A 17559-nucleotide genomic window follows, 5' to 3' on the forward strand; every position below is an offset into this window, starting at 1 on the left:
GACGGGAGCCGCCCTGCGAGTGGCCGTGCCCGAGTGGGGCATGGAGGGCTCCGCGAAGGGTGCGGCGGGGGGCTCCACGCACGCCGGGACGGCAGCCGGCCGCGGTGCGACGCGGAGCGTCGCGATGGGTAGAGGACACTGGGCTCTCGTGAGCAGTCCGACCGAGGTCCCGGCGGCCAGCGCAGCGCCGCGTCCCGACTCCCCGGTGGACCCCGACGCCGCGATCTCCGTGCGGAGGCTGGTCCGCCACTACGGCGCCTTTCCCGCGGTCGACGGGCTGGACCTGGACATCGCCCGCGGCGAGATCTTCGCGCTGCTCGGCCCCAACGGCGCCGGCAAGACGACGACGGTGGAGATCTGCGAGGGCTTCCGCAAGCGGGACAGCGGCGACGTCCGGGTGCTGGGCGAGGACCCGGCGACCGCCGGGCGGCACTGGAAGGCGCAGCTGGGCATCGTGCTGCAGTCCGGCGCCGGTGACAGCCAGCTGACCTGCCGGGAGCTGCTGCGCGCGCAGGCCTCCTACTACCCCGACCCGCGTGATCCCGACGAGGTGCTCGAGCTGGTCGGGCTGACCGAGAAGGCCGGCGTCCGCGGCCGGGCGCTGTCGGGCGGGCAGCGCCGCCGGCTGGACGTCGCCCTGGGCATCGTCGGGCGGCCGACGCTGCTGTTCCTGGACGAGCCGACGACCGGCTTCGACCCCGAGGCCCGGCGCCAGTTCTGGTCGCTGATCCGCTCGCTGCGCGATCTCGGGACGACGATGCTGCTGACCACTCACTACCTGGACGAGGCCGAGGCGCTGGCCGACCGGGTCGGGGTCATCGCCCGCGGCCGGCTGGTCGAGGTCGCCGTCCCGTCGGCGCTGGGCGGGCGGGGGAGCGCCCCCGCCGTCGTCAGCTGGACCGAGTGCGGCGCCCGCCGCACCGAGGCCACGCAGACGCCCACGGCGCTGGTGAGCGAGCTCGCCGGCCGCTTCGGTGGCGAGGTCCCGGACCTCGCGGTCGCCCGGCCCACGCTCGAGGACGTCTACCTGCGGATGATCGGAGACCCGGCGTGACCGCGACCTCGGAGCGGACCCTGCCCTCGGTGGTGGGCGTCTGCCGCACCCGCGCGGGGGTGGAGCTCAAGGAGTTCTTCCGCCAGCGGGAGTCGGTCGTCTTCACGCTGATGTTCCCGGTGATCCTGCTGCTGATCTTCGGGGCGGTGCTCGACTACGACCTGGGCGGCGGCGTCTCGTTCACGCAGTACTTCATGGCCGGCGTCATCGCCGCGGGCATCCTCGGCGCGAGCCTGCAGAACATGGCCATCGGCATCGCCACCGAGCGCTCCGACGGAACGCTCAAGGGCCTGTCCGGCACGCCCATGCCCAAGAGCGCCTTCTTCGTCGGCAAGGTCGTGCAGGTCCTCGTCGTCACGGTGGCGATCGTGGTGATCCTGCTGGCGATCGGCGTGCTGTTCTACGACGTCGACCTGCCCTCGGGCACGGACTGGCTGACCTTCGTCTGGGTGGCCGCACTCGGATCGGCGGCCTGCACGCTGCTGGGCATCGCCATCTCCAGCCTGGCCCGCAACGGCCGGTCGGCCTCGGCCACCGTCACCCCCGTCGCGCTCGTCCTGCAGTTCATCTCCGGGGTCTTCTTCCTCTTCAGCGCGGTGCCCGGCTGGCTGCAGACGGTCGCCGCGCTGTTCCCGCTGAAGTGGATGGCCCAGGGGCTGCGCTCGGTGTTCCTGCCCGACGCGCTCGCCGCGGAGGAGCCCGCGGGCAGCTGGGAGCTCGGCCGGGTCGCGCTGGTCCTGGGCCTCTGGTGCGTCGTCGGGCTGCTGCTGTGCGTGCGCACCTTCCGCTGGCAGGACCGGGGGGACGGCTGATGGCCGTCCCGACGGCCGAGGCGCTCCGCCGTGCCCCGAAGGTGCTGCTGCACGACCACCTCGACGGCGGCCTGCGGCCGCAGACGGTGCTCGAGCTCGCCGACCAGGCGGGCTACCGCGACCTGCCCGCCGGCGACGCCGCCGCGCTGGGCACCTGGTTCCGCCAGGCGGCGGACTCGGGGTCGCTCCTGCTCTACCTGGAGACGTTCGCGCACACCGTCGGGGTCATGCAGCGGCCCGAGGCGGTGCGCCGGGTGGCCCGCGAGTGCGCCCTGGACCTCGCCGCCGACGGCGTCGTGTGCGCCGAGGTCCGGATGGCGCCGGAGCTGCTCACCGCCGGTGGCACGCCGATCGAGGAGGCCGTCGAGGCGATCCTCGACGGCTTCGCCGCCGGCAGCACCGAGGCGGCCGAGGCGGGGACGCCGATCCGGGTCGGGGCGCTGCTGTGCGCGATGCGCCAGGCCGACCGCTGGGAGGAGGTGGCCGGGCTGGTGGTCCGCTACCGCGACGCCGGGGTGGTGGGCTTCGACCTCGCCGGCCCGGAGGTCGGCTTCCCGCCCGACCGGCATCCCGAGGCCATCGCCCTGCTCGACCGGGCCGGCGCGCACCGCACGATCCACGCGGGCGAGGCCGCCGGGGTGGACAGCATCCGCGCCGCCCTGGACGGCGCCCGCGCCGAGCGGCTCGGCCACGGGGTGCGGATCGCCGACGAGGTCGCCGCCGACGGCACCCTCGGCCCGGTGGCGCGGCGGGTCCGCGAGGCGCAGGTGCCGCTGGAGGTCGCGCCGTCGTCCAACGTGCAGACCGGCGCCTACCCCTCCCTGGCCGGGCACCCCGTGGACCGGCTGCACCGGGCCGGGTTCGCCGTCACCGTCAACACCGACAACCGGCTGATGAGCGGGGTGAGCGCCACCAGCGAGCTCGCCGCGGTCGCGGCGACGTTCGGCTGGGGGTGGGACGACGTCGCGCGGGTGACCGAGCGGGCGCTCGCCGCCGCGTTCCTCGACGACACCGACCGCGCCCGGCTGCTGGCCGACGTCGTCCGGCCCTGGTACGCGGATCCGCCCACCTGACCGGCGAGGTGACCACGGCCACCCCGGCCGGGGGAACAGGACGCGTCCCCCGCTGTTAACCTGGGTGTACCGGCATTCGTCGGTCATCCTCCCGGACGGTCCGTCCGGGCATGAGCGCATCCGTGCAGATCCGGTCGTCCCCGAGACGCGAGCGATCGCCAGTGAGGACGCCGGTCCCGGTGTCCGCGCAATCACCACGGGACGCGCCCGAGCTGTATCGGAGTCCCCGCTTGTCCTCGTTCGACACTGTCGACGTCCAGAACACCCCTGAGTTCACCGCTCCGGAGACCGCCCTCGAGACGCCCGCCGTCCCCGAGGTCACCGCTGCTCCCGAGCCGACCGGCCCGTCCTTCGCCCAGCTGGGCCTGCCCCAGCAGCTGGTGAGCGCCCTGGCGCGCAAGGGCATCAGCCACCCGTTCGCGATCCAGACCGTCGCCCTGCCCGACGCCCTCGCCGGGCGCGACGTGCTCGGCAAGGCCGCCACCGGCTCCGGCAAGACGCTGGCCTTCGGCCTGCCGCTGCTGGCCCGCCTCGGCGCGGAGGCCGCCTCCGGCCGTCGCGACCCGCGTGGCCTGATCCTGGTGCCCACGCGCGAGCTGGCCCAGCAGGTGCACGACGCGCTGGCCCCGCTCGGCCAGTCCATCGGCGTCCAGCTGGCCGCCGTCTACGGCGGCGCCTCGATGTACCGGCAGATCCAGCAGATGCGCCGCGGCGTCGACGTCGTCATCGCGACGCCGGGCCGCCTGCAGGACCTCATCGAGCAGCGCGAGGTCACCCTCGCCGAGGTCTCCCTCTCGATCGTCGACGAGGCGGACTTCATGTCCGACCTCGGCTTCCTGCCGGTCGTCAAGGAGCTGCTCGACCAGACCCGCCCCGACGCCCAGCGGATGCTGTTCTCGGCGACGCTGGACGGCGAGGTCGACTCGCTGATCCGCCGCTACCTCAAGGACCCGGCCCGGCACGAGGTGAAGCGGGAGGGTGACGAGGCCCCGCCGGCCGAGCACCTGGCCTACAGCCTCGCCTTCCGCGACAAGGTCCCGGTCACCCAGGAGCTCGCCGCCCGGCCGGGCCGGACGATCGTGTTCGTCCGCACCCAGCTCGGCGCCGACCGGCTGGCGGAGAACCTGCAGGCCGTCGGCATCAAGGCCGAGGCCATCCACGGTGGCCTGCCGCAGTCGGCCCGCCGCCGCGCGCTGGAGGCGTTCACCGACGCCCGCAGCCCGGTGCTCGTCGCCACCGACGTCGCCGCCCGCGGCATCCACGTCGACGACGTCTCGCTGGTCATCCACTACGACCCGCCGGCCGACCACAAGACCTACCTGCACCGCTCGGGCCGTACCGCCCGCGCCGGTGCCGGCGGTGTGGTCGTCTCGCTCCTGCTGCCCGACCAGGTCGGTCAGTCGAAGCGTCGCTTCCGCTCGGCCAAGGTCGACCCGGTCGTGAGCCGGGTCCGCCCGGGCGACGCCCCGATCGCCGACCTGGTCGCCACGGGCGTCCACGTGGAGCCCGTGGAGCGTCCGGTGCGCGAGTCGCGCCGGCCCTCCGGTGGCCCCGGTGGCCGTCGTCCGCGCCGCGACGGCGAGCGTCCCCGCCGTGACGGTGACCGCCCGCGCCGTCCCTTCGGGGAGCGGTCCTCCGGTGAGCGCCCCGCCGGTGAGCGCCCGTACCGTGAGCGCCCCGCCGGTGAGCGCCCGTCCGGTGACCGCCCGTTCAGCGGCGAGCGTCGCTCGAGCTCCTACCGCGGCCAGGGCCGCCCCCGCGTCGCGGAGTAAGCAGGCACCAGCGAACGGCCGGTCCCGGGTTTCCCGGGGCCGGCCGTTCGGCATTCCGCGGCTCGTGCGGCCCGCAGTGCGGGTGCTCCTCGCGCCCTGCCGGTCCTGCAGGACCCGCACCGCGCGAGGAACACCGCCAACGCCCGGCGGTCGCGACTCAGTCGCGGAAGACCAGGGCCCCGCCGACCTCGCGGACGACCTCGTCCCAGTCGGCCCGCAGCGCGGCGGCATCCTCGGCGCGCAGCGTCGCGGTGGGCTCCCGGTCGGCGCGGGCCAGCGCCCGGGCCAGGGGCGCCGGGGGGGTGAGGAGCTCGTCGACCCGGCCCAGGCCGGCGTACTCGGCGACGTCCCGCACTCCCTCCACGGGCTGGAGCAGCGCCTCGTGTGCCACCAGGCCGGCCGCGCCGTCGGCCACCTCGCCGAGGACCTCTGCCAGCGCGGCCAGGTCGTAGCGGTCCTGCTCGGCGGGCAGCGGGGGCGTGTCGGTGGCGACGACTTCCGGCCAGGAGGCGATGCCGGTGAGGTCGTGCTCCTCGTCGCCGGCGCAGAACCGGGCCAGCTCGGCGGGCGTGGCGAAGAGGAACACCTCGCCGTCGCGGCCGAGGAACCGGGCCTCGTCCTCGACGTAGCAGCGCAGGGTCAGCCCGGCGCCCTCGGGGACGACCAGCTCCACCGGCAGGATCCCCACGCCCTCCCAGAACCTCGCAGCGGCGGCCACCGCCGCGGGCGGCGCGGAGATGCGGCTCGCGCTGATGGTGCTCGTGCCCGGCGTGGGCAGGGCGGACGCGGCGGTCGCGGCGGTCGCGGCGGTCGCGGTGGTCGCGGCGGTTGCGGTGGTCGCCCCCGAGGCCGCGGGTGCCGCGGGGGTGTCGCCGTCCGGCTCCTCGTCGTCCAGGTCGTCCGCGTCGTCGTCGGCCTCGTCGTCGACCGACTCGGCGGCCGACGGGTAGTCCTCGAGCTTCGCGGTGCCCGCACCGGTCCAGTCCAGGTGGGCGGAGAGCTCCTCGACGACGTCCTCCCACAGTTCGTCGAGCGCCGAGCCCATGCCGACCCAGGCGTCCTCCCCGGCGCGGCCGGCGAACGCGTCGACGCCCAGTCCCAGCGAGCCGATCTCGGGGCGGGCGACGAGCTCGGCGAGCGCGGCGAACTCCCCGCCGTGCCAGGTCCGGGCCGTGTCGGGGTCCCGGTCGACGTCGACCTCCGGGTCGAAGTCCGGGTCGTCGTCGGTGGGGGAGTCGCCCTCGAACTCCTCGGGGTCCTGGTCCTCGTCGTCGCCGGCGTCCAGGCACTCGGCCAGCCGGCTGACGATGTCGATCGTCGCGGCGAGCTCCTCGACGGCCCAGCGGTCGGGGTTCTCGGCGGCGATGTCGTAGACGCCGTCCAGGTCGTAGCGGTGGTCGTCGTCCGGGGTCAGGTCCGCGGCGCCCAGCCCGGCGACGACCGGCCACACCGGATGGTCGGCCAGGTCGTGGTCGGTGGCCGTGCGGCAGAACGCGGCGAGGGCGGCCGGTGTCGGGAACAGGTGCACCCGGGCCGCGCTCCCGGCGTCCGGGTCGTCCTCGGTCGTGCCGAGGAACGCCTGCCACTCCTCACCGTCCTCCTCCCACGGCGGCGCCCAGAGGGTGTAACCGGTGCGGTCGTCGAGGGTGAGTGCGATGGGCACGATGCTTGGCCTGGCCACGGGCCCATCCTGCCCCGTGCGGCCGGGAGCCCGCCCCGGGGATGCCGAACTCGTGCGGGGAGGTCCCGCTGCAGGGGCCCGCCGCGAGCCTCCGGCGGGGCCGACCGATCAGAAACCCTTCGGGTGCCACACTGTTTTGGTCTCCAGGAACGTCCGCATCCGGGTCAGGCCGGGGTCGGCCGTCCAGTCGGGTTCCCCGCCGGCCGGCGGCCGCAGCACGCGCTTGATGCTGCCGGCGGCCTCCCGCTCGAACTCCATGGCCCGCTCGGGCGGGGCGCCGGTGAGGTCGATGGCGTCGACGTCGTCGTGCTCGGCCAGCCAGGGGCCCAGCTCGGCGGCGTCGCCGGTGAGCAGGTTGACGACCCCGCCGGGCACGTCGCTGGTGGCGAGCACCTCGCCGAGGGTCACCGCGGGCAGCGGCCGCTCGTGCGAGGTGACGACGACGGCGGTGTTGCCGCTCGCCACCACCGGTGCCAGCACGCTGACCAGCCCGAGCAGCGACGACCGCTGCGGGGCGAGGACCGCCACCACCCCGGTCGGCTCCGGCAGCGAGAAGTCGAAGTACGGGCCGGCGACCGGGTTGGCACTCCCGAGGACGGCGGCCAGCTTGTCGGTCCACCCGGCGTACCAGACCCAGCGGTCGATGGCGGCGTCGACGGCGGCGCGGGCCCGCCCGGTGGAGAGACCCTCCCCGGCGGCGACCTCCTCGCAGAACTGCGCGTGCCGCCCCTCCATGACCTCCGCGACCCGGTACAGCACCTGGCCACGGTTGTAGGCCGTGGCGGCCGACCACTTCCCGAACGCCGCACGAGCGGCCACGACGGCGTCCCGCGCGTCCTTGCGGGAGGCCCGGGCGGCGTTGGCCAGGAAGGCGCCCCTGGCGTCGGTCACCTCGTAGGTGCGCCCGGACTCCGACCGGGGGAACGCCCCGCCCAGGTACAGCTTGTAGGTCTTGCGGACCGTGAGCCGCTCATTGCTGATCACTGGTCCTCGCTCCGTTCCGTGGGTCGCTTCCGCGCCCGCTCCGCTCCTCGCTCGCCGGCGCTCGCTGCGATGCTCACTCGCTGTCCGCTCCCATCAGGTACGCCGCCAGCCCGTGCCGGCCGCCCTCGCGGCCGTACCCGGACTGCTTGTAGCCGCCGAACGGCGAGGTCGGGTCGAACTGGTTGAAGGTGTTGGCCCACACCACGCCGGCGCGCAGCCGGTCGGCGATCGCGAGGATCCGCGAGCCCTTCTCCGACCAGATGCCGGCCGACAGCCCGTAGGTGGTGTTGTTCGCCTTGGCGACGGCCTCGTCGGGAGTGCGGAAGGTGAGCACCGACAGCACCGGGCCGAACACCTCGTCGCGGGCGATGCGGTGGGCCGGGGAGACGTCGGTGAACACCGTCGGCGGGAACCAGAACCCCCGGTCGGGCAGCTCGCACGCCGGCTGCCAGCGGGTGGCTCCCTCGGCCTCGCCGACGTCGGAGAGCTCCCGGATCCGGGCCAGCTGCTCGGCGGAGTTGATCGCCCCGATGTCGGTGTTCTTGTCCAGCGGGTCGCCCACGCGCAGGGTGCCGATCCGGCGCTGCAGCGCGGCGATGACCTCGTCGTGCACGTTCTCCTGCACGAGCAGCCGGGAGCCCGCGCAGCACACGTGGCCCTGGTTGAAGAAGATCCCCTGCACGATGCCCTCGACCGCCTGGTCGATCGGGGCGTCGTCGAACACGATGTTCGCCGCCTTGCCGCCGAGCTCCAGGGTCAGCTTCTTGCGGGTGCCGGCGACCGCGCGGGCGATCGATCGGCCCACCTCGGTGGAGCCGGTGAACGCGACCTTGTCGACGTCGGCGTGCTCGACCACCGCCCGCCCGGTCTCGCCGGCGCCCGTGACGATGTTCACCACCCCCGGCGGCAGGTCGGCCTGCCGGCAGACCTCGGCGAACAGCAGCGCCGTCAGCGGGGTGGTCTCGGCCGGCTTGAGGACGACGGTGTTGCCCGTGGCCAGCGCGGGGGCGATCTTCCACGCCAGCATGAGCAGCGGGAAGTTCCACGGGATGACCTGGCCGGCCACGCCCAGCGGCCGCGGGTCGGGCCCGAGGCCCGCGTGGGCCAGCTTGTCGGCCCAGCCCGCGTGGTAGAAGAAGTGCGCCGCGGCCAGCGGGACGTCGACGTCGCGGGACTCGCGGATCGGCTTGCCGTTGTCCAGCGACTCGAGGACGGCGAACTCCCGCGCCCGCTCCTGCAGCAGCCGGGCGATGCGGAACAGGTACTTGCCGCGGTCGGCCGGGCGCATCGGGCCCCACACGCGGGTGAACGCGCGGCGGGCGGCCTTCACCGCGCGGTCGACGTCGGCCTCGGTGCCGACCGCGACCTCGCTGAGGACCTCCTCGGTCGCCGGGTTGACCGTCTTCATCGGCTCGCCGGAGCCGTCGACGAACTCGCCGTCGACGAACAGCCCGTAGGAGGGCGCGATGTCGACGATCGAGCGGGACTCGGGGGCGGGGGCGTACTCGAAGACGGCCATCAGTCGACGCTCACGTGATCGGGGCCGGAGTAGTGGCCGGTGCGGAGCTTCTGCCGCTGCAGGAGCAGGTCGTTGAGCAGGCTGGAGGCGCCGATGCGGAACCGGTCGGGGGTCAGCCAGTCGGCGCCGGCGGTCTCGTTGACGAGCACGAGGTGCTTGATCGCGTCCTTCGTCGTCCGGATGCCGCCGGCGGGCTTGACGCCGACGTGGCGGCCGGTGGCCGCGCGGAAGTCGCGGACCGCCTCGAGCATCACCAGGCAGACGGGCAGCGTGGCGGCGGGGGAGATCTTGCCGGTGGAGGTCTTGATGAAGTCGCCGCCGGCGAGCATCGCCAGCCAGGACGCACGGCGGACGGCGTCCAGGGTGACCAGCTCGCCGGTCTCGAGGATGACCTTGAGGTGGGCGGGGGCGGCGCCGTCGGGCCGGGCGCAGGCCTCCTTCACCGCGACGATCTCGTCGAAGACGTCGAGGTAGCGGCCGGCCAGGAACGCCCCCCGGTCGATGACCATGTCGATCTCGTCGGCGCCCTGGGCGACGGCGTCGCGGACGTCGGCGAGCTTGACGGCGCGGCTCGCGCGGCCGCTGGGGAACGCGGTGGCGACGGCGGCCACGTTGATCCCGGTGCCGGCCAGCGCCTCCTTGGCCACGCCGGCGAGATCGCCGTAGACGCAGACGGCGGCGACGGGCGGGCAGCCGGGATCCGTCGGGTCGGGACGGCGGGCCTTCGCGGCCAGCGCGCGCACCTTGCCCGGGGTGTCGGAGCCCTCGAGGGTGGTCAGGTCGACCATCGAGATGGCGGTGTCGATCGCCCACGCCTTGGACGTGGTCTTGATCGACCGGGTGCCGAGCATGGCCACGCGGGACGAGGCGCCGACCTGGTCCACGCCGGGCAGGCCGTGCAGGAAGGCGCGGAAGGCCGACTCGGACCGGGTCACGTCCGCGTACGGCGTCGGGGGCTCGCGCCGCGGCGGGGTCTCCGCCGTCAGGGCGTGCGGATCGAGCACGTGCGTCATGGGAGCCATCATCCCCCGTGGACGGCGCCCGGCCCGAGCGCGGCCACCCGCCCGGGTGGGGCACTCCCGCCGAGCGCGCCTGCCCGGGGGACTCTGCCCAGCGTGCCCAGCGTGCCCAGCGTGCCGCCGCGGGCACTCTGCCGGGGGGTTCCGGACGATGTCGGCGGGATCGCCCCGGCATCGCCGGGAGAGTGCCGGCAGAGTGGCCGCTGGTGGGGCGCCCGGCCGGCGTTCCGACCGGTGGCCCGCCCCGGGGCTGCCGCTACGGTGGCGCGCGTGCAGCTGACCGTCGTCGACCACCCGCTCGCCCGCGCCCGCCTCTCCCGCATGCGCGACGAGCGGACGGAGAACGCCAGCTTCCGGGCTGCCCTGCAGGACCTGACCCAGATGCTCGTCTACGAGGCCACGCGCGACCTCGCCGTCGCCGAGGAGACGATCGCCACCCCGGTCACGCGGACCACCGGCTACCGGATCGCCGCCGCGCCGCTCATCGTGCCCGTGCTGCGGGCCGGCCTGGGCATGGCCGACGTCGCCCACCGGATGCTGCCGGAGTCGCAGATGGGCTTCGTCGGTCTGGCCCGCAACGAGACCACCTTCCAGCCGGAGGCCTACATGGCCTCGCTGCCGGAGACCCTGGTCGGGCGGCACGTGTTCGTGCTCGACCCGATGCTGGCCACCGGCGGCTCGCTGGTGCACTGCTGCGGGCTGCTCACCGAGCGCGGCGCCACCGAGATCACCGTGCTGTGCGTGCTGGCCGCGCCCGAGGGGCTGCGCCGGCTGGAGGCGAGCGGCCTGCCGCTGCGGGTCTTCACCACCAGCGTCGACGAGGGCCTCAACGACAGCGCCTACATCGTGCCGGGCCTCGGCGACGCGGGGGACCGCCAGTTCGGGGCGGTCTGACCGTGCGCTTCGCCGTCCTGGGCACCGGGTTCTGGGCCCGGGCGGTGCACGCCACCGCGCTGGCCGGCCACCCGGACGCCGAGCTCGTCGCCGTCTGGGGGCGGGACCGGCGGAAGGCGGCGGAGGCCGCCGCCGAGTTCGAGGTGGTGGGCACCGACGACCTCGACGCCGTCCTCTCCTCGGTCGACGCCGTCTCGATCGCCCTGCCGCCGGACGTGCAGGCGCCGCTGGCCGAGCGGGCCGCGGCCGCCGGGAAGCACCTGCTGCTGGAGAAGCCGACCGGGCTGAGCCTCGCGGTCGCCGACCGGCTGGCCGCCGCCGTGCGCGAGGCCGGGGTGGCGTCGGTCGTGTTCTTCACCTACCGGTTCCAGGAGGCGACCTCGACCTGGCTGACGCAGGCCGCGCGTACCCGGCTGGCCGGCGGGTCGGGCACCTGGCTCGGCGCGCTCGCCGGGTCGCCCTTCGCGAGCTCGGCCTGGCGCAAGGAGCACGGCGCCCTGTGGGACGTCGGCCCGCACGCGCTGGCGCTGCTCGTGCCCGCGCTCGGGCCGGTGGTCGCGGTCCAGGCGGCCGCGGGGCTGCGCGACACCGTGCACCTGGTGCTGCACCATCCCGGCGGCGTGGCGAGCACCGTCACCGTCTCCTCGACGGTGGCGCAGATGTCGGCCGGCGTGGAGTTCTACCTGCACGGCGACGCCGGGCGGCTGGTGCTGCTGCCGCAGCTCGACGCCGCCGTCGAGGCCTTCGCCGCGGCCGTGGGGGAGCTGCAGGCGGCGGCCCTCACCGGCGGGGCGCATCCGCTGGACGTGCACTTCGGCCGGGACGTCGTCGCCGTCCTCGCGGCCGCCGAGCGGGCGCTGGGCACCGGCTGCCGGGAGACCGTCGAACCCTGACACGGGTCAGCGCCGGCGCCACCGGACGGCCAGCCCGGCGGCGGCGAGCAGGACGGCGACCGCGGCGGCCGTTCCCGCGGGCGTGGTCAGGGCGTCGGCCCAGCGGTCCAGGTGCTCCACCGACGCCCCGGCGCCCACCTGCAGCACGGTGCTCGGCAGCAGGCCGAGGGCCGTCGCCGCCAGGTACGGGCCGGGCCGGACGGCGGCGAGGCCGGCCGCGTAGCTGACCACGCTGAACGGCGCGGCCGGGACCAGCCGGAGGGTAAGGACGGCGCCGAAGCCGCGGGCGTCGAGGAACCGGTCGGCGCGGGCCATGCGGGGTCCGCCGAGCGCGGCCACGGCGGGCCGGCCCAGCAGCCGGCCGAGCGCGAACGCGCCGACCCCGCCGAGCATCCCGCCGACCAGCGAGACGGCCAGCCCCGGCCAGAAGCCGGCGACCAGCCCGGCGAGCACCGACAGCGCCGTCCGGGGCACCGGTCCCAGCAGCGCGAGGCCCACCCCGAGGGCGAGCAGCACCAACCCGAGGGCCCCGGCGTCGTCGAGCCAGTCGCGCGCGGAGTCGACGGCGGGCAGGTCCACCACCGCGACGACGACCGCGGCGATCCCCAGCAGGGCGGCCAGGACGGCGAGGCGCGCCCCGTGGCCTCGCTGCAGGGGCCCGCGCCGAGCCTGCGGGGCGTGGGGGGCGGCGACGTCCGTCATCGGAAGACGACGAGCCGCAGCATCACGAAGTTGACCGCGGTGCCGAACCCCTGCGAGATCGCCCAGGCCAGCGTCACCCGCCAGCTGCTGTCGGGCAGCGCGGCCAGGGCGAGGGCGTTGACGCCGAGGATCACGAAGAACGTCGTCCCGTAGAGGATCGCGAAGCCCGTCGCCCGCTTGGCCGACCCCTCGACCTGGAACGCCCACCGGCGGTTGAGCACGTACGCCGTCGTCGTCCCGGCGACGAAGCTGAGCGCCCGCGCGAGCGTCGTCTCCACGTCCAGGTGCAGGGCCAGGCTGTAGACGCTGAGGTCGACGACGGCGCCGAGCAGGCCCACGGCGACGAACCTGACCAGCTGGTCGACCAGCCCGCGGCGCCCGCCGGCGGCCTCTCCGGACGCCGTCACCGGGCGCGAGCGGGCGGAGTCGTCAGCACGACGACCATTGTGACCGTCCGGTAACGGTCGCCTGCAGTCACGCCGCGCCGAGGCGGTCGGCGAGCTCCGTGAACGACGTCACGGACAGGTCGGCGGCGGGATCGGTCGCCGGCGGGATGCTCCGGCCGCCGAACTCGGCGGGGCGGTGCACGTACGCGGTGCTCAGGCCCCGCTCGCGGGCGGCGGCCAGATCGGAGTCGTGCGCGGCGACCATGAGGACCTGCGCGGGGTCGAGGGCCAGCAGCCGCGGCGCGGAGTCGTAGACGGCGGCGTCGGGCTTGTAGGCGCCGACCACCTCCGCGCCCAGGACGGCGTCCCACGGCAGCCCCGACCGGCGGGCCAGGGCGACCTGCAGCGCCACGCCGCCGTTGGACAGCGGCGCCAGCACGAAGCGCGCCGACAGCCGGCGCAGCCCGTCGACGACGTCGGGCCACGGGTCCAGCCGGTGCCAGGCCAGCACCAGTTCGTCGCGCACCGCCGCGGGGACGTCGGCGGCGCCGTGCGCGGCCAGGACGTCGTCCACCGACTCGCGGTGCAGCACGTCCAGCGGGACGAACGGCCGCCGTCCGCTGCGCACCTCCTCCATCGACGGGGCGTAGCGACCTCGCCAGTCGTCGGCGAACCGCTCCGCGTCGACGCGGTCGCCCAGCAGGCGGGTCGCGCTGCGGGCGACGCCGGTGCGCCAGTCCACCACCGTGCCGAAGACGTCGAAGACGAGCGCGCGGACGTCGGTCAGGGGGCTCACAGGCCGAGCGCCGCCGACATCTCGGCCCGCAGGGCGTCGAGCTCGTCGGCGCCGCGGCCGCGGGCACCGATCACCCCGGCGTCGTCGTGCACCGGGACGACGGCTTCGAGGTAGGCCTTGAGCTTCGGCTCGGTGCCGCTGGGCCGGACCACCACGCGGACACCCTCGCCGAGCAACCGGACGGCGTCGACCGGCGGATCGGCGGTCGCGAGGTCGGTCACGGTCACCGGCCGGCCGAGCAGCGTGGTCGGCGGGTGCGCGCGCAGCCGGGTCATCGCGTCGGCGACGAGCGTGAGGTCCTCCACCCGCACCGACAGCTGGCCGGTGGCGAACAGGCCGTGCTCGACGGCGAGCTCGTCGAGCCGGTCGAGCAGCGTGCGGCCCGAGTCCGTCAGCTCCGCGGCCAGCAGGGCCACGGCGAGGGCGGCGGAGATGCCGTCCTTGTCGCGGACGACGTCGGGGGCCACGGCGTAGCCGAGCGCCTCCTCGTAGCCGAAGACCAGCGGCCGGCCGGGCTCCCCGGCCCGGATGATCCACTTGAACCCGGTGGGCGTCTCGGCGAACGGCACCCCGTGCGCCGCGGCCAGGGCGGCCAGCAGGGAGCCACTCACCAGCGAGGCGGCGTAGGTGCCGCGCACGCCGCGCCGCAGCAGCCAGTCGGCGAGCAGGGCGCCGACCTCGTCGCCGGTGAGCCGGCGGCCGCCGCAGACCACCGAGCAGCGGTCGGCGTCGGGGTCCTGGGCGATCGCGACGTCGGCACCGACGCGCTCGGCCAGCGCCAGCAGCAGGTCGACCGCGCCGGGCTCCTCGGGGTTGGGGAAGGCGACGGTCGGGAAGCGCGGGTCCGGCGCGTCCTGCTCCGCGACGGTGGCCGGCTCGGCGAACCCGGCGGCCGCGAACAGGGTGCGGGTCGTCGCCGCGCCGACGCCGTGCATGGCCGTGTAGGCGACCCGGAGGGAGGCGCGCACGGCCGGGTCCAGCCGGTCGGGGTCGAGGGCGCGCAGCACCGCGGCGACGTAGTCGGCCTCGACGTCGTCACCGAGCGTGATCCACTCGTCGGAGACCGGGACGTCCCGCGCCGGTCCGACGGCGGCGATCGCCGCCTCGATCTCCCGGTCGGCCGGCGGCACGAGCTGCGCGCCGTCGTCGAGGTAGACCTTGTAGCCGTTGTCGTCGGGCGGGTTGTGGCTCGCGGTGACCATCACCCCGGCCACCGCACCCAGGTGTCGGACGGCGAAGGCCAGGACCGGAGTCGGCAGCGGCCGGGGCAGCACCTGCACGGCGAACCCGGCCGCCGAGAGCACCGCGGCGGAGAGGCGGGCGAACTCGTCGGAGCGGCGGCGCGCGTCGAAGCCGATCAGCACCCCGCCGCCGGCGTGCCCCGTTCCGCGGAGGTAGGTGGCGAGGCCGGCGGCCGCGCGGGTGACCACGGCCGCGTTCATCCCCGCGGGTCCGGCGCGGAGCGGGCCGCGCAGGCCCGCCGTTCCGAAGGTCAGCGGCCCGGCGAACCGGCGGGCGAGCTCGGCGCCGTCCCCGGCGGCCAGGAGCGTCTCGATCTCGGCGCGGTCCCCGGGATGCGGATCGGCCGCCGCCCAGGCCCGGGCCTCCTCGGCCAGGCTGCCGGCGCCGCGCACGGACCCGCTCACGGCAGCCGCGTCACCAGCTCGACCAGGAAGCGGCCCAGGCGCCCGGCGGACTCCCGGCCCGCGGCGAGCACCTCCTGGTGGTCCAGCGCCTCCCCGGTGATGCCGGCCGCGGCATTGGTGACCATCGACAGGCCGAGCACCTCGAGGCCGGCGGCGCGGGCGGCGATGGCCTCCAGCGCGGTGGACATGCCCACGAGGTCCGCGCCGAGCGTGCGCAGCATGCGGATCTCCGCCGGGGTCTCGAAGTGCGGGCCCGGCAGCGCGGCGTAGACCCCCTCGGTCAGCGTGGGGTCGATCTCGCGGGCCAGAGCGCGCAGCCGCGCCGAGTACAGGTCGGTGAGGTCGACGAACGTGGGGCCGACCAGGGGCGAGCGCGCCGTCATGTTCAGGTGGTCGCTGATCAGCACCGCCTGCCCGACGCGGTGCTCCGGCGCGAGCCCGCCTGCGGCGTTGGTGAGGACGACGGTGCGCACCCCCGCCAGCGCCGCGGTGCGCACGCCGTGCACCACCGAGGCCACGCCGCGGCCCTCGTACAGGTGCGTGCGGCCCAGGAACAGCAGCACGCGGCGTCCGCCCACGCGCACCGAGCGGACCTCCCCACCGTGCCCGGCGACGATGGGGGCGGAGAAGCCCGGCAGCTCGTCGATCGCGACGGTGGCGTCGGCGCGGCCGAAGGCCTCCGCCGCCGACGCCCAGCCCGAGCCCATGACGACGGCGGTGTCGTGGCCCGCGCCGAGCGCGGCCTCGATGTCGTCCTTCGCCAGGCGGGCCAGGACGGCGGGATCGGGGCCGAGGGACGTGTCGCTCACGAGCGGGACCGTAACGCAGCGCTCGGGCCGATCGGCGCCGCGAGGCCCGTGCGCCGTCGACAGCTGGTCACCGACGGGTCGCGTGGTGTTCACCGGTCGGGCCTCGTCGCGTCGCATCGCCTCGCCAGGGTCTGGGCGCCTCGTCATCGACCTCCTGGAGACCCGCGTGTCCCGACGCCCCACCCGCCTCCTCGCCGCCGCGGTCCCTGCCGCGGCCCTGCTCGTCGCCGCCACCGTGGCACCGGCAGCGGCGGCGCCGAACCTGCCGTACGTCGTCGCCCCGCTGGCGACCTTCGACGTCGCCGGGGAGGTGGCCGAGATCCTCGCGGTCACGCCCGACGGTCGGACGGTCCTCTACACGGACTCTGCGGCCGAGGAGATCGGTGCCGTCGACATCAGCGACCCGCGGGCGCCCCGCCAGGTCGCCACGCTCGACGTGGGGGGCGAGCCCACCTCGGTGGCGATCACCCCGGACGGGCGGCACGCCCTCGTCGTCGTCGACACGAGTCCGTCGTTCACCGCGCCCTCCGGTGTGCTGCTCGTGGTGGAGCTGCGCAGCCGCGCCGTCGTCCGCACCCTGGATCTCGGGGGCCAGCCGGACTCCGTGGCCGTCAGCCCCGACGGCCGGTACGCCGCAGTGGCGATCGAGAACCAGCGGGACGAGGAGATCGAGGTCGGCGGCGTGGAGGGCGGGCTGCCGCAGGCCCCGGCCGGCTTCCTCGCCGTCGTCGACCTCGCCGGCCAGCCCGCCCGGTGGTCGGTGGGGCGGGTGGAGCTGACCGGGCTGCCGCAGGCGGCGTTCCCCGGCGACCCGGAGCCGGAGTACGTCGACATCAACCGGTCGAATGTCGCGGCCGTGACGCTGCAGGAGAACAACGCGGTGGCGCTGGTCGACCTCCGCCGCCGGGCCGTCGTCGGGTCGTTCTCCGCCGGCACCGTCACGCGGACCGACGCGGACACGGCCGACGACGGCGTCGTGGCCTTCGACGACCCGCTGACCGCGCCGCGCGAGCCCGACGCCGTCCAGTGGACGCCCAGCGGCAACCTCGTCACCGCGGACGAGGGCGATCTGGCCGCGGAGCCCAGCGGTGGCCGTGGCTGGACGGTGTTCGCCCCCGACGGCCGCGTCCTGTTCAGCTCCGGGGGGTCGGCCGAGCGGGCCCTGGCCGACGCCGGCTTCTACCCGGACGGCCGCAGCGACGACAAGGGTGCGGAGTTCGAGGGCGCCGAGGTGGCCCGCGTCTTCGGCGTGACCCTGACGTTCATCGGGTCGGAGCGCGGAGACGCGGTCCTGGGCTACGCGATGCTCGACGACCGGCGGCCCTACCTGCTCGCGGTGTTCGACACCGGCGACGCCCCCGAGGGGTTGCTCGCCGTCCCGAACCGCGGGCTGTTCCTGACCAGCAACGAGGACGACGGCACCATCTCGGTCTTCGGGGTGCCGCGGCCCTGACGCACGTGATCGGCGCACGCCGCCGGCCCCCGCGGACGGTGTCCGTGGGGGTGGGCGGGGCGTGTC

At 75.6% G+C, this 17559-nt stretch carries 16 protein-coding genes; 7 read left to right on the forward strand and 9 right to left on the reverse strand.

Annotated elements, in window-relative coordinates; all coding sequences use genetic code 11:
* Positions 1-148 precede the first annotated feature (148 nt).
* From BMY88_RS06440 to BMY88_RS06455, 4 genes are all read left to right on the forward strand, one after another.
* Positions 149-1054 (forward strand): ABC transporter ATP-binding protein, encoded by a 906-nt coding sequence (locus BMY88_RS06440; RefSeq protein WP_244524489.1) that lies wholly within the window; start codon positions 149-151, stop codon positions 1052-1054.
* Positions 1051-1866, forward strand: a complete 816-nt coding sequence (locus BMY88_RS06445; protein WP_091941319.1) for an ABC transporter permease — start codon at positions 1051-1053, stop codon at positions 1864-1866. Before BMY88_RS06440 ends, BMY88_RS06445 begins: the two co-directional genes overlap by 4 nt.
* On the forward strand, positions 1866-2939 hold the full coding sequence (locus tag BMY88_RS06450) for an adenosine deaminase (protein WP_091941321.1): 1074 nt from the start codon (positions 1866-1868) through the stop codon (positions 2937-2939). Before BMY88_RS06445 ends, BMY88_RS06450 begins: the two co-directional genes overlap by 1 nt.
* A 230-nt stretch (positions 2940-3169) precedes the next feature.
* Entirely contained in the window at positions 3170-4711 is a 1542-nt protein-coding gene (locus BMY88_RS06455; RefSeq protein ID WP_091941323.1) for a DEAD/DEAH box helicase, read from the forward strand.
* A 157-nt stretch (positions 4712-4868) separates the two neighbouring features.
* Here BMY88_RS06455 and BMY88_RS06460 read toward each other — a convergent pair whose 3' ends face one another.
* The 4 genes from BMY88_RS06460 to deoC form a co-directional block, all read right to left on the reverse strand.
* The gene (locus BMY88_RS06460; protein WP_091941325.1) at positions 4869-6392 is read right to left on the reverse strand and encodes a hypothetical protein; all 1524 of its coding nucleotides are present in this window, start codon (positions 6390-6392) and stop codon (positions 4869-4871) included.
* A 108-nt stretch (positions 6393-6500) separates the two neighbouring features.
* The gene (locus tag BMY88_RS06465) at positions 6501-7376 is read right to left on the reverse strand and encodes an aldehyde dehydrogenase family protein (protein ID WP_244524490.1); all 876 of its coding nucleotides are present in this window, start codon (positions 7374-7376) and stop codon (positions 6501-6503) included.
* Positions 7377-7449: 73 nt separating this feature from the next.
* The gene (locus BMY88_RS06470) at positions 7450-8895 is read right to left on the reverse strand and encodes an aldehyde dehydrogenase family protein (RefSeq protein ID WP_091941327.1); all 1446 of its coding nucleotides are present in this window, start codon (positions 8893-8895) and stop codon (positions 7450-7452) included.
* Entirely contained in the window at positions 8895-9908 is a 1014-nt protein-coding gene (gene deoC / locus BMY88_RS06475) for a deoxyribose-phosphate aldolase (RefSeq protein ID WP_091941329.1), read from the reverse strand. Before deoC ends, BMY88_RS06470 begins: the two co-directional genes overlap by 1 nt.
* A gap of 276 nt (positions 9909-10184) precedes the next feature.
* On the opposite strand from deoC, the gene upp reads away from it, so the two are divergent.
* Positions 10185-10808 (forward strand): uracil phosphoribosyltransferase, encoded by a 624-nt coding sequence (gene upp, locus BMY88_RS06480; RefSeq protein WP_091941331.1) that lies wholly within the window; start codon positions 10185-10187, stop codon positions 10806-10808.
* A gap of 2 nt (positions 10809-10810) precedes the next feature.
* The gene (locus tag BMY88_RS06485) at positions 10811-11701 is read left to right on the forward strand and encodes a Gfo/Idh/MocA family protein (protein ID WP_091941333.1); all 891 of its coding nucleotides are present in this window, start codon (positions 10811-10813) and stop codon (positions 11699-11701) included.
* 6 nt (positions 11702-11707) lie between these two features.
* On the opposite strand, the gene BMY88_RS06490 is transcribed toward BMY88_RS06485, so the two are convergent.
* From BMY88_RS06490 to BMY88_RS06510, 5 genes are all read right to left on the reverse strand, one after another.
* Positions 11708-12403 (reverse strand): TVP38/TMEM64 family protein, encoded by a 696-nt coding sequence (locus BMY88_RS06490; RefSeq protein WP_091941335.1) that lies wholly within the window; start codon positions 12401-12403, stop codon positions 11708-11710.
* The gene (locus BMY88_RS06495; RefSeq protein ID WP_091941337.1) at positions 12400-12810 is read right to left on the reverse strand and encodes a GtrA family protein; all 411 of its coding nucleotides are present in this window, start codon (positions 12808-12810) and stop codon (positions 12400-12402) included. The genes BMY88_RS06490 and BMY88_RS06495 overlap by 4 nt, the downstream gene beginning before the upstream one ends.
* 67 nt (positions 12811-12877) lie before the next feature.
* Positions 12878-13585: a haloacid dehalogenase type II gene (locus BMY88_RS06500; protein WP_091941339.1), complete on the reverse strand. Its 708-nt coding sequence runs from the start codon at positions 13583-13585 to the stop codon at positions 12878-12880.
* Positions 13582-15231 carry a phospho-sugar mutase gene (locus tag BMY88_RS06505; protein ID WP_244524491.1) on the reverse strand — a complete coding sequence of 550 codons (1650 nt, stop codon included), beginning with the start codon at positions 15229-15231 and terminating at the stop codon, positions 13582-13584. Before BMY88_RS06505 ends, BMY88_RS06500 begins: the two co-directional genes overlap by 4 nt.
* The gene (locus tag BMY88_RS06510) at positions 15228-16040 is read right to left on the reverse strand and encodes a purine-nucleoside phosphorylase (protein ID WP_091941697.1); all 813 of its coding nucleotides are present in this window, start codon (positions 16038-16040) and stop codon (positions 15228-15230) included. Before BMY88_RS06510 ends, BMY88_RS06505 begins: the two co-directional genes overlap by 4 nt.
* A gap of 166 nt (positions 16041-16206) precedes the next feature.
* Between BMY88_RS06510 and BMY88_RS06515 the strand changes: the two genes are divergently transcribed.
* Positions 16207-17493, forward strand: coding sequence for a choice-of-anchor I domain-containing protein (locus BMY88_RS06515; RefSeq protein ID WP_091941341.1), 1287 nt, complete (start codon positions 16207-16209; stop codon positions 17491-17493).
* Positions 17494-17559: the final 66 nt, after the last annotated feature.

This window comes from Trujillonella endophytica (genome assembly GCF_900110555.1).
Taxonomy (GTDB): domain Bacteria; phylum Actinomycetota; class Actinomycetes; order Mycobacteriales; family Geodermatophilaceae; genus Trujillonella; species Trujillonella endophytica.

What these genes read in the sequence shown, in the direction of transcription:
- BMY88_RS06490 (WP_091941335.1), bottom strand. Translation starts at nt 12,403, where the DNA reads ATGACGGACGTCGCCGCCCCCCACGCCCCGCAGGCTCGGCGCGGGCCC.
- BMY88_RS06470 (WP_091941327.1), bottom strand. Translation starts at nt 8,895, where the DNA reads ATGGCCGTCTTCGAGTACGCCCCCGCCCCCGAGTCCCGCTCGATCGTC.
- BMY88_RS06450 (WP_091941321.1), top strand. Translation starts at nt 1,866, where the DNA reads ATGGCCGTCCCGACGGCCGAGGCGCTCCGCCGTGCCCCGAAGGTGCTG.
- deoC (WP_091941329.1), bottom strand. Translation starts at nt 9,908, where the DNA reads ATGACGCACGTGCTCGATCCGCACGCCCTGACGGCGGAGACCCCGCCG.